The organism is Nocardia sp. NBC_00508 (assembly GCF_036346875.1).
Classification (GTDB): Bacteria; Actinomycetota; Actinomycetes; order Mycobacteriales; family Mycobacteriaceae; genus Nocardia.
The window spans coordinates 4,265,614-4,277,645 of record NZ_CP107852.1; the positions used below are offsets into that span (position 1 = coordinate 4,265,614).

Here is a 12,032-nt window from a genome sequence, read left to right on the forward strand (position 1 = left end):
GTTCGGCTACCGAGCAGCTCGCCGATTGACGAATGCCAGGCTGGTCTCCAGCGCCAAGGCTTTCAATTACGACTCGGCGTCCGGGTCAGGCGGAAGGACGCCGGTGACCAGGAAGATGACCCGGCGGCCGATTTCGACGGCGTGGTCGGCGAAGCGCTCGTAGTAGCGGCCGAGCAGTGTGACGTCGACCGCGGCAGCGACGCCGTACTTCCAGTCCCGGTCCATGAGCAGCGTGAATAGGTGACGGTGTAAGTCGTCCATCGCCTCGTCGTCCTCGTTCAGCTGTGCGGCGCGCTCGGGGTCGCGGGTCTCCAGCACCTCCCTGGCGCCCGCACCCATGTTCACCGCGATGCGACCCATCTCGGCGAAGTAGCCATTGACGGCCTCCGGCAGTGCATGGTTCGGGTGGCGCCTGCGCGTGACCTTCGCCACGTGCAACGCGAGCGCGCCCATCCGGTTCACGTCGCCGACGATCTGGATCGTGCTCACCACCTGCCGCAGATCACCCGCCACCGGGGCCTGCAGCGCGAGCAAGGCGAAGGCCTTCTCCTCGGCGTCCTGGATCAGCTCGTGGATCCGGTCGTACTCACTGATCACCTGCTCGGCCAGAGCCAGGTCGGCCTGGAGCAGCGACTGGGTCGCCCGGTCCATGGCCGAGCCGGCCAAGCCGGCCATCTCGCCCAGGAGGGTGGCGAGTTCGGCCATTTGCTCGTTGTAGATGACACGCATGAAAACTGACACTAGTTCTCCGCGCTGACCAAGTCACGAACACCGAGTGAATGACCGGTACGAACTGTTAGCGCATGTGTTGCCGCAGGCGGAATGCTCGCTGACATCGCGCGGCCGATCTCGGTCTCGACGCGGCCGCGGGCCCCGGAAATGTGATCCGCATCGCACAGTGGGCGCGACCGTGCCCAGCATGCCGGATGGCTCTAAGGGGCCAGCTGCTACTTGCAGATCTCTTCGGCCGCGTTGACGTGTTCCAGGTCCGAGGGCAGTACGGTCGGCGTCGAATCCTTCGAGGTGCTGGTCGCAACGTTGGTGATCGTGTCACCGACCGGCGTCGGTGCCTTCACGGTGACGCCGTTCGTCGAGTCCGCTCCAATGACGACCTCGACGATGCCGCCGAGATCGTCGGCGGCCTCGATGGTCGCGCCGGGGATCGCGGTGGCCACCGTGGCGGCCTCGGCTTCCAGGCCTGCGGCGTAGCGGACCTTCGTCGTCGCGGAGTTGCCGTTGGCGTAATTACCGGTGTTGTAGATCGTGAAGCCCTGGTTGCCGAGCTTGGTGGCGGCCGTGCGCGCCAGACCCTCGTGTCCGGAGCCGTTGGACACCAGCAACGAGACGGTGGAGGGATCCACCGCCGTGTATTTCGTCGGTGTCGGCGTGGCCGGGGTAGGAGCGGGTATGTCCTTCGGGACGGTCGGCTTCTCTCCCGGCAGCGGCTGATCGTCGCGGATCGCCTTGAAGATCGCCTTGATGTCGGATTCGCGGGGGATCTCGTTGCCGTAAGAGGTGGTGCCCGCGGTCGGGACGGTGATGAAGGTAACCGTGCCCGCATCGATCTTCTGCAGCGAGCGGCCCAGCATCAGCAGATCCTCGGGCCTGGTCTTTTCGTCGACCAAGGTGTGATCGGTGAACTCTTTGATGAAACCGTTCAGTTTGCCCAGATCGAAGAGCACCTTGCTCGCCAGTGCACCGCGCAGCAGCGAAGCGAGGAAGCGTTGCTGCCGGTTGATCCGGTCGTAGTCGCTGCGTTCCTCGCCGTAGACGTGCCTGGCCCGCACATAGTTCAGTGCGGTCTCGCCGTTGATGCGCTGCTTACCCGGCTTCTCGAGGATGGTGCCGAGTACATCGTCGACGAGCGGTTTGGTCGCGCAGACCTCGACGCCATCGATCCTATTGACCATTGTCTCGAAGCCGGCGAAGTCGATGCCGATGAAGTGATTGATCGACGCGCCGGTGAGACGCTGGATCGTGGAGACGAGGCACGGCGGGCCGCCGAGATTGTAGATGGCGTTGAGCTTGTCGCCTATGGCAGACGGGTACTTCTCGTCGGTGCTTCTGCTTTTCTCATTGTCCCACCCGGTGCACTGCGGCCTGGTCACGTCCAGGTCGCGCGGGAAAGAGACTACGACGACCCGACTTCGGTTCTTCGGGATGTGGACGAGCATGGTGGTGTCGGCGCGGGAGCCCTCGGCGTCGTCCAGTGTGCCTGCGCCGAGCTTGCCGTTGGCGCCTGCGCGCGTGTCGGTACCGACGAGCAGGTAATTCTCGTCGCCGAGCTGGGCATTGGAATCGACGATGTCCTGTGAGTTCTCGTCGAGGGCGGAGACCTGGGTGAAGCTGTCCGTGGTCGACCGCATGTAGCTCCAGCCGCCGCCGGTGGTCAACAGAACCAGGACGGCGACCACCGCCATCGCGACTCGGCCGATGGTCCGCAGGCGCTTGTTCCTGCGCTCGCGGGCGGCCTCCAGACGGGATTGCGCGGGTGTGCCCACCGACTTGGGCTGGGCTTTGCCTTCCTTGGTCGGCCAGCCCGCGCCCTTGCGCTTCGCGCGGGTCGGCTCGGTGAGCGGGGGAAGAACGTCGGTGACTTCTTCGGCCTGTTCCGGCTCCGGGCGGACGGGAGGCGCGGAGCGCTCGGCGGGGTGACGGCCCGCCGAACGCGAGGCCGGGGCAGCGCGTTCGCCCGCGATGTCCTGGACGACCGGGGAATTGCCGGTCTGTCGTGGTGCGGGAGCGTCGGGCGCGCGCCGCGGGCCTGCCGCGGCGCCGCGGCCATTGGCGGCGTCCGGTGGGCGGCGTGTGGGCTCTGCGGGGCGCCCCGGCCTCGCTGCCGGACCCGGGGGCCTCCCTGCCGGACCTGCGGGCGGCGATGCGGGACCTGCGGGCGGCATGGGCTCGCCACGGCGACCCCGTCCCGGGATGGGGCCCGCGTCCGGTGGTGCCGGTTCGGCACGGCGGCCCCGGCCCGGTGGGGGGCCGGCATCTACTGGATCGGATTCCGCGCGACGACCTCGGTTCGGCGCGCCCCCGTCCGGTGGCGCGGTGGCGCGGCGGCCCCCTCGCCCGGCACGCTCGTTGTCGACCCGCTGGACGAGGTCCTGGACCGTGAGCGGCGCGGAACCCTGGTCGGGGGCGGCGTCGGTGTGGCGCGCCCGCCGGGGCGTCCGTGCGGCGTCTCTTTCGGGGTAGTCCTCCTCGGGATACCGCTCCCACGGGGCACGACCTCCGGGCCGTGGCGAACGCCCGTGCCGATCGTCACCCACCAACGAACCTCGCTTTTCGTCTTGCTTTCCGCCTCAGCCGTACTCGATCGGCAGCACCGATTCCGCAATGATAACGATTCCGCCACGGCGAGCCACCCGAGCGTGAAACCAGCGAGGTCATAGCGGTGTTTGTCACTGTGGTTCGCTGCGGGATTGCCCGATCATCCGCCGCTGTGCATCACATCGGCGGCTTGCGGCACCGCTGGATCATCGGGGTCGTCGAGCCAGCCGTGCGGCAGTGCGACCTTTCCTGGGGAACCTTGGCGCCCGCGTGGGCCTTCGGCGTCCTTGGGGAACGGCGCGGTCGGGTCCAGCTGTCCGACAAGGTCTTCCAGTTGGGTGAGGCTGGCCACGGTCGCGAACGCGCGGCGCAGGTCGGCGCCGACCGGGAATCCCATCAGGTACCAGGCCATGTGCTTGCGCAGGTCGCGCATGGCCTTGTCCTCGCCGAGGTGTTCCGACAGCAGCGCGCCGTGCCGGTGCAGCACGGCGCCGACCCGGCCCAGATCGGGGGCCACGGGCAGCGGCTCGCCACGCAGCGCGGCCTGCAGTTCGGCGAACAGCCAGGGGCGGCCCAGGCAGCCGCGGCCGACCACCACGCCGTCGCAGCCGGTCTCGTCCATCATGCGAACGGCATCGTCGGCGGAAAAGATGTCGCCGTTGCCCAGCACCGGGATCGAGGTGACGGCCTCCTTCAGCCGGGCGATCGCAGTCCAGTCGGCCTGTCCGGAGTAGCGCTGCGCGGCCGTGCGCGCGTGCAGGGCGACCGCCCGCGCGCCTTCGGCTTCCGCGATGCGTCCCGCGTCCAGATAGGTGAGGTGTTCGTCGTCGATGCCGATGCGGAACTTCACGGTCACCGGAACTCCCGCTGGTTCGGCGGCGCTCACCATCGCGCGCACGATGCGGCGAAAGAGCGTGCGCTTGTACGGCAGCGCGGCGCCGCCACCGAGTCGGGTGACCTTGGGCACCGGGCAGCCGAGGTTGAGGTCGATGTGGTCGGCCCAGCCTTCGCCGACGATGATCCGCACCGCTTCGCCGAGCGTGGCCGGGTCCACGCCGTAGAGCTGAATCGAACGGGGATATTCGTCGGCGTCGAAGGACATCATGTGCAACGTCTTCTCGTTGCGCTCCACCACTGCGCGCGCGGTGATCATCTCGCACACGTAGATCGAGGTCGGGCTGCCGAATTCCCGGCACAACTTGCGAAACGCGAGATTCGTGATGCCCGCCATCGGCGCGAGCACGACCGGCGGATCGACCGGATACGGCCCGATCCGCAGCGCGGCCTTCGCCTCGGTAGTCATCGTCACGCCGACCAGTGTCTCATTTCCGCACGTAACTCGGCCGGTGCGGGTCGTCCGCTCGGAAAGTCGACTGTTACGAGCCGGACGGTCACCAACGTCCGAAAAGCACCGCCGTCCGGTTCCCGGACGGCGGCGCAGTGGGGTCGGTGTGCGATCAGCCGACCGTGCTGCCCGCCATCTTGCGCTCGCGCTTGGCGGCTTCGCGGGCGAGCATGCGGTCGCGCTGCTCCTCGAACTTGATGACGTCCTTGGCCAGCTTGTCCAGGAACAGGCCGAGGCGCTCGCGGACCGCCTCGCCACGCGCGGTGAAGTCGCTGCGCTCGAAGATGTTCCACTTCTTCAGCACCGGCTGGACGACCTCTTCCAGGTGCTGGCGCAGGTCGTAGATGCCGTGCTTGGCCATCAGCACGCCGTTGCGGCGGAAGTTGGGCATGCCCGCGCCGGGCATCTGGAAGTTCTCCAGGATCAGGGCGATGGCCTCGATGGCCTGGTCGGGAGCCAGGTCGAGGGCCGCGCCGCACATATTGCGGTAGAAGATCATGTGCAGGTTCTCGTCGGCGGCGACGCGCTGCAGCATGCGGTCGGCGATCGGGTCGTCACAGACCTTGCCGGTGTTGCGGTGGCTGACCCGGGTGGCCAGCTCCTGGAAGGTGACGTACGCGACGGAGTGCAGGAATCCGGCGTCGGCTTCGGCGGGAGAGGCGAAGCCGTTGGTCATGTGGACCATCCGAGCTTCCTCGAGGGCGACCGGATCGACGCCGCGGGTGACGACCAGGTAGTCGCGCATGACGATGCCGTGGCGGTTCTCCTCGGCGGTCCAGCGGCCCACCCAGGTGCCCCAAGCGCCGTCCTGAGAGAAGTTCTCGGCGATCTCCCGGTGGTAGGAGGGCAGGTTGTCCTCGGTGAGCAGGTTCGTGATCATGGCTGCCTTCGCGACCTCATTGAGACCGGACTGCTCCGGATCCCAATCGATGCCACCGAGTGCGGCGAAATTGCGGCCGTCGTCCCACGGGACGTAGTCGTGCGGATGCCATTCCTTTGCCAGAGAAAGGTGCCGGTTGACGTTTTCTTCGGCAACCGGCTCCAACTCCGTCAGAAGCTCGAGTTGAGTCAGATCCCTTGCCATGTATGAACCCTTCAGTGTGTGCGTCCGGTCGTGCTGGTCATCCCAAGGTAGACCGCTACTGATGCGGCCATACCTTACGGCACCGTAGGTGTGATGCGAAACGCTTCCGTTGGACGATCGATGCCCTGGTGATCCACCTCATACGCCGTCTCAGCCGTTCAGTGATCCACACGAGTGTATGGGTTCAGCCCGCACTGAGGGGACTATCGGCGCGGGGCGCGGAGCGTTAGCCCGCGTGTGCAATCGCACAGTCCGCTGGAAATGGCAAATACTGGCCGCCGAGGACCCGGGAACGCGTTCGAGCGCGTCTGCCGGACCGCCGAGCGCGTTGCCCGTATCGGCGTGCACCGAGCCGCCACAGATGAGGTCACGGGTGCCGACGCTGGTGAACTGGCTCCGGTTGTGCCTTTCCTCACAATCGGACCGGTCGCCACCGTCGTGAATACTCGATGCCAGGGTGCGGTAGCGGCGTGTCGTTCAGCGCCGCCGTTCGGGTGAAGGTCCCCTTGATGTCCGCTTCGACGCGCTTGCAGCGCGGGTAGACCGTGGTCGCCACCCACGATCCGAGCCGTCGGAATCGAACGAGCATCGCCGAAAGGGGCTCGTCGGCACGGCTTGTGAGAGGAAGCGGCATGGGCCTGCGCCGCACAGTGGCAAAGCGCTGGAGTGGACGCGGTGCGTCCCATGCGTGTGGGGTAGTGCAGGACTCCTGGAAAACCAGATCGGGCGCCCGGAGGATCCAGGCGCCCGACGGGTGTGCCCCCAGTAGGGCTCGAACCTACGACCTGCGGATTAAAAGTCCGTAGCTCTACCAACTGAGCTATAGGGGCGCGGAGGAACAGTGTAGTGCGATCGCGTGCCGTTGCCCCAATCGGGGGAGTTCGTGTCGGCGGGGTGCGGTGAAGGGTCGGGTCGGCGTGGTGAGCGGGTGCGTTGCACGACGCGGCGGCGCGGGTAACGCGGCGCGCGCACGTGACGATGCAGCCGGTAAAACATTTGGCACCCAGCTTTGTTCATCTTAGCCGGATCTGGATATCATCCAATCATGTTGGCTGACAATGTCTTTGGATTTTCAGGGGGTGAACGGCCCGGGCCGGGCGGGGCTCGCGGACCGGGTTGGCCGGTGCGTCGTGCGCGCCGATCGGTCGTTCGGCCTGCCGGTCGGCGCGGGTGAACATCGCTGGGCCGCTGGCGAATTCGTGCAGCCGCCGGACGCCGAGGTTCGGTTGCGGAATATTTGCTGCAACAGAAAGCGGAATCGGATGGCCATCTGACTCTTCGGTTTGCCGCGTGTCGCATCGGGTTTCCGGGTACGGTGACGCCTTGGTGAATTCCGAAAGATTCGCCGACTGTGTCGGTGCTGCGGAATTCAGCTTGTCGTTGCTGTGTCCGAAGGCGTCGCGGTCGGTTCGGTCGGCCACGACTCGGCGGAACTGGATGCCGCAGGAGGAGGCAGATCCGAGACGAAGAAATGCCCGGATGCGCACCCCCTGCGGCGCACCCGGGCAGGAAAACTATACCAGCCGGTGTGGTTCAGGTTTTCCGCGAGTTTTCGTACCAAAGGTTTGAAACCGGGCGAAAACCCGGTTTGCAGTATTGATAAAACTCATGAATTCGCGCCAAGGGTCCGTTCCTTTGGGGGTGGCTGCTTGGCGGCGAGTAGGCTTCGGAGGCGTTTCGAGCATGGCACGGCAGCAAGAGCGGGCCCGCCGGACACGGGCGGCGATTATCAGGTCCGCCGCCGTTGAGTTCGGGAAGAGCGGCTATGCCGCTGCATCGCTCAACCGCATACTGGAAGGGTCGCGTGCCACCAAGGGCGCCATGTACTTCCATTTCGATTCCAAGGAAGACCTCGCGCGCGCGGTGCTGGAGACCGCGGTGGAGCGCTATCGCACCTCCGCCGAGCGGTGGCTCGCGCGAACGGATCTCAGCCCGCTGGACATCCTGCACGGGATGGTCGACGAGATCGCGTTGCGGCTGGAGCACGACATCATCGTGCAAGCCGAGTACCGCCTGATCATCGAGCCGGATTTCTACCGCGACGTGCGAGCGGGCGGCGGACGCATCCTCGGCCGCACGACCAGGGTGCTCACCGTGCGCGCCATCGACCACGGACAGCTGCGCGCCGACGCCGACCCCGACCGGTTCACCCGCACGCTCGCGGCGGCGCTCGCCGGTCAGCGATACATGGTGGACCTGATCGGCGGTCAGGTCGATCTGCGCTCGCGTTTCGAGGAGGCGCTCGAGGTGGTGGTCGAGGCCATGGCCACGCTGGATTGGCTGCAGAAGTTCCGCAGCGACGGCTGGCGTGCCCAGGCTCGTCTGGAGGAGCTGGGTTTGGGGCTCTGACCAGCCGGTTTGGGATTCGAGTCCGGTCTGTCATAAGCTATCCCAGCTCCCAACGGACAGCCGTTGAAAGCCGGTCCGGAGAAATCCGGGACGAGCCCCCTTCGTCTAGCGGCCTAGGACGCCGCCCTTTCAAGGCGGTAGCGCGGGTTCGAATCCCGTAGGGGGTACGATCTGCGGATCGTTGGTAGCAGAGCATGGCCCTGTGGCGCAGTTGGTTAGCGCGCCGCCCTGTCACGGCGGAGGTCGCGGGTTCGAGTCCCGTCAGGGTCGCAGATATGCGCCGGATCAATCCGGCGTTCAGCGTATGGCATTCACTACGGGTGCCTGCGGCCAGGTAGCTCAGTTGGTACGAGCGTCCGCCTGAAAAGCGGAAGGTCGCCGGTTCGATCCCGGCCCTGGCCACTCTGCTCATCGCTGGCTCATGCTCATAAAGAGCATGAGCCTTTTCGCTTCGTCATGTCTTGTGGGGGTGCAACCCCCACGCCCCGCCCGGAGGGCTTCGCCCCCGGACCCCCATGTTTGTGGTTGCGTTTGGTGGGTCGGTGCGGTTCGGGGGTGGCGAATCGCGCGGCGCCGTAGGGCACTACTGACTGGGTTCGCGCTCGTCCAGCGCACCGTGGATAGGCTGGCGCCGCCATGTCGCCCCTTCTCCTCGCGCTTGCGGGTTCGCCTTTCTCGATTCGGTCGCGTGCTGTTCATCGGAGTCATCGCGGGCGTCGTCTGCGATCGAATGCTCGCTCGTCGCTGGATGGCGGGCTGAGCTTGCTTGGGGGCGTTCTCGCCGTCACAACCGTCTTGGGGATCTGCCGTCCTCGGGATCGGCTTTCTCAGCGACCTGGTCGAGTTCGAGATCATCCCGCCGGTGCGGTCTGGGGGCGTGCTCGCTATCGGTGTGGTGGTGATCGCGCTAGTTGGCATTCGGATGACCGGGAACGGGAGCGGAAACGGGGAACGGCATTGCGACGTCACCTGGTTACTTGCGGTGATTGGGGGTGGCGATCCATATCGCTGATCATCGTCGCCTATTGCGCGCTCGTATTGTGTCGCCTGGGCGATTCTTGCCCTCGCTATCGGGCGCACGATCGGAGCGCGATGCATCTATCGAAAGGTCGTCCGCATTCTCTCCATATGTGGCTACTTCGGGGCGCATTCTCCTCGTCGTCTTCGGGTGCGGTTCTTGTATGCGGCTCGCTCATCCATTGCCCAAGTCTGTCGGCGGTAGATCTCCCGCGAATTACGGGCATACCCTGCTCACCGCTATGGATGGGCGAACTCGAAATGCGGATGGGGTGTCGTGTTCGGTGGGATGCTGGAGGTATGGCTGAACGCTGGTATTACTGCTTGAAGCACCAACGAGCGGAACAAGGACGGCAGTGCTGGTTCCGCGATCGAATGGGGCCTTATCCGGACCGGGCGACAGCGGAGCGGGCGCTGGAAATCGCGCATGCCCGTAATGAGCGTGAGGATGCGCGGGACCGAGCCTGGCGCGAGGGGGACTGAGGTGCGACGGTGTAGTGAATTGCTTTGCGCGGTAATGCACTTCACGTGATGTCGCCGAGTCGACCGCAGCCCTGAATCGGGTACGCTCGATGTCGCTTGCGGCCGGACGGCACGGCTGCGTGAGGTGTTCCCCGCCGCCCAGAAGTTGATCTTGAGGTGCAGGTCGGAGGGTCGAACGGCGTCGCGCCGGGTGCGGCCGCTCGGCCCGCGGTCCGGGGTATCGAGTACGGTTCTCCAGAACTCGACGAATGCTCGGTGGTCCTGGCGTGGCCTGCGAGCGGAAACCAGGATCAGCAGGGAGGGCGACCCTTGAGGGTTACCGTTGTTGTGCCGACCTACAACGAGCGGGAGAATCTGCCGGTTGCGGTGGAGCGGCTGACGGCACTGCCCGTGCCCGACCTGCATGTGCTCGTGGTGGACGACAGCTCGCCGGACGGCACCGGCGAGGTGGCGGACAAGCTGGCCGCCGAACTGCCGAACGTGGTCGGCGTGCTGCATCGGACCGAGAAGGACGGGCTCGGGCGCGCATACGTCGCGGGCATCACACGCGCGCTGGACGAGGGCGCGGACGTGGTGATCCAGATGGACGCCGACCTCTCACATCCTGCCGAAGTCATCCCGGCGATGCTGGAGAAGCTGACGACCACCGACGTGGGCGTGGTGCTCGGTTCCCGGTACGTCCCCGGCGGCTCGACCGCCGCCGAGTGGAAGTGGTATCGCAAGGCGCTATCGGCCTGGGCGAACTTCTACGTCAACCTGATTCTGCGCTTGGGCGTCAAGGACGCCACCGCGGGCTTCAAGGCATGGAAGGCCGACACCCTGCGCGCCATCGATGTCGGCTCGATCCGCAGCAACGGGTACTCCTTCCAGGTCGAGATGAACTACCGCACGATCAAGCGGGGGACGGCGATCGCCGAGGTTCCGATCCGGTTCGAGGAGCGAACGCTCGGCGCCTCCAAGATGAGCCTCAAAGTGCAGCTCGAGTCGGCGCTGATGCCGTGGAAGCTGCTGTTCGGCCGGACGCTCTAATGCCTTCGTGAGCCACGACACTTTTGGCTGATCACTCGGGCCAGTCCAGGAGCGTATCGATGAACAGCTGTCGCACGCGCTCTACGTTCTCGTCCATGTCGTCGGGGTTCCATGCACTGACGTCGATGGGGTCGAGAATCGCCACGTCCACGGTTCCGCGCCGGGCGACCATCGCATTGCGCCAGCAGATCTCGCCCGCGTTGCGAATCACGATCGGGATCACCGGCACCCCGGCTTGGATCGCGATGTGGAACGCGCCCTTCTTGAACGCACCGACCTCGGGGGTGTAGGAGCGAGTTCCCTCGGGAGATACCGCGATCGACAGTCCGCTGCGCAAGGTCTCCACTACCGGTCGCAGCGCCGCCTTCGCCTGCGCGGTGTTCGAGCGATCGATGAAGGTCACCCCTGCGAAGCGCATGAGCGGCCCGAACACCGGGTTCTTGGTGAGTTCCTTCTTGCCGATGCCGGTCACGCCGCCGCCGAGCACTTCCGGCACGATGATGATGTCGAACTGGCTCTGGTGGTTGAACAGGAAGACCGCGGGCCGTGGAGCTTTCGCGCGCTCGGCGCCGGTGACCCGGACGTGCACCCCGGCGATGCGCAGCGTATTGCGCGCCGCGTGCGCCATCAGCGCGTCGGCCATCTGCTGGCGGTCCTTGGTCGGTGCCTTCGACGCCACACCGAAGAGCGCGCCGCCGAGTAGTCCGGCGAAGCCCGCCGCGGTGCGGGCGTAATCGCTCGTGCGCGGCGTGCGGCGTGGCCGGAATGTCAGCTTTCCCCAGTGCTGCCGGTCGGCGATCTCGGCCAGTGCGTCATCGGGATTCACCGCCACTGGATGACCGACCAGCGACAGCATGGGTAGGTCGGCGATCGCGTCGGCGTAGGCGTAGCTGCGTTCGAGGTCCACGTCATGTGCGGCGGCGAACTCGGTGATCGCCTCGGCCTTGCCGTTGCGCCACAGCGTCTTTCCGTCGGGGTAGCCGGTCAGCCCACCGCCGCTGGTGGCCATCGGCGTGTAGCGGACGTGCGCTATGCCCAGTTGTGTCGCCGCGGGCAGCACCTGGAACCTGGTCAGCGAGCTGACCAGCACGACCGTGTGCCCGGCGGCCCGGTGGGTCCGGATCAGCTGCCACGCTTCCGGAAACAGGTGCCCGTAGATGGTGCGTCGGAACAGCTGTCTGCCCAGCTCGTCCAGCTCCTGTTCCGATCGCCCGCCCAGCGCTTCGGGTAGCTGCTGGAGGAACTGGTCGTACTCGCCGTCGGTCATGCCGTTGCGAATGCCGCGCAGCAGCACGTCCGCGAGCTTGCGGCGGCGCGGCAGACGCCGTCGCCACGCCCCGTCCACGACAGTGCCGCCGAAGTCGAAGACCGCGGCGACAGTGGGGCCCTGCGGCCCGGAGCGGACGGCGGCGACCGCGGCGTCGAGGTCAGCGCGCGCGTCGGTCATCGAAC

At 66.4% G+C, this 12,032-nt stretch carries 8 protein-coding genes and 4 tRNA genes; 5 read left to right on the forward strand and 7 right to left on the reverse strand.

Annotation, left to right across the window (positions count from 1 at the left end):
• Positions 1-66: 66 nt before the first annotated feature.
• From phoU to OHA40_RS19020, 6 genes are all read right to left on the reverse strand, one after another.
• Entirely contained in the window at positions 67-729 is a 663-nt protein-coding gene (gene phoU, locus OHA40_RS18995) for a phosphate signaling complex protein PhoU (protein ID WP_330228258.1), read from the reverse strand.
• Positions 730-947: 218 nt separating this feature from the next.
• Entirely contained in the window at positions 948-3,272 is a 2,325-nt protein-coding gene (locus OHA40_RS19000) for an LCP family protein (RefSeq protein WP_330228259.1), read from the reverse strand.
• Positions 3,273-3,433: 161 nt separating this feature from the next.
• Positions 3,434-4,576 carry a tRNA dihydrouridine synthase DusB gene (dusB, locus tag OHA40_RS19005; protein ID WP_330234268.1) on the reverse strand — a complete coding sequence of 381 codons (1,143 nt, stop codon included), beginning with the start codon at positions 4,574-4,576 and terminating at the stop codon, positions 3,434-3,436.
• Between the two features lie 154 nt (positions 4,577-4,730).
• On the reverse strand, positions 4,731-5,702 hold the full coding sequence (locus tag OHA40_RS19010; RefSeq protein WP_330228260.1) for an acyl-ACP desaturase: 972 nt from the start codon (positions 5,700-5,702) through the stop codon (positions 4,731-4,733).
• 757 nt (positions 5,703-6,459) lie between these two features.
• A tRNA-Lys gene (locus OHA40_RS19015) sits at positions 6,460-6,532 on the reverse strand.
• A gap of 213 nt (positions 6,533-6,745) precedes the next feature.
• Positions 6,746-7,123, reverse strand: a complete 378-nt coding sequence (locus tag OHA40_RS19020) for a hypothetical protein (protein ID WP_330228261.1) — start codon at positions 7,121-7,123, stop codon at positions 6,746-6,748.
• A gap of 262 nt (positions 7,124-7,385) precedes the next feature.
• Between OHA40_RS19020 and OHA40_RS19025 the strand changes: the two genes are divergently transcribed.
• From OHA40_RS19025 to OHA40_RS19045, 5 genes are all read left to right on the forward strand, one after another.
• A complete protein-coding gene (locus OHA40_RS19025) occupies positions 7,386-8,051 on the forward strand; it encodes a TetR family transcriptional regulator (RefSeq protein ID WP_330228262.1) in 666 nt (221 codons plus the stop codon).
• A 94-nt stretch (positions 8,052-8,145) separates the two neighbouring features.
• Positions 8,146-8,218 (forward strand) — tRNA-Glu (locus OHA40_RS19030).
• Positions 8,219-8,247: 29 nt separating this feature from the next.
• Positions 8,248-8,321: transfer RNA gene (locus OHA40_RS19035), tRNA-Asp, on the forward strand.
• 58 nt (positions 8,322-8,379) lie between these two features.
• A tRNA-Phe gene (locus OHA40_RS19040) sits at positions 8,380-8,453 on the forward strand.
• 1,425 nt (positions 8,454-9,878) lie between these two features.
• Positions 9,879-10,580, forward strand: coding sequence for a polyprenol monophosphomannose synthase (locus OHA40_RS19045; protein ID WP_330234269.1), 702 nt, complete (start codon positions 9,879-9,881; stop codon positions 10,578-10,580).
• A 31-nt stretch (positions 10,581-10,611) separates the two neighbouring features.
• Here OHA40_RS19045 and OHA40_RS19050 read toward each other — a convergent pair whose 3' ends face one another.
• Positions 10,612-12,027, reverse strand: a complete 1,416-nt coding sequence (locus OHA40_RS19050; RefSeq protein ID WP_330228263.1) for an HAD-IB family hydrolase — start codon at positions 12,025-12,027, stop codon at positions 10,612-10,614.
• Positions 12,028-12,032: the final 5 nt, after the last annotated feature.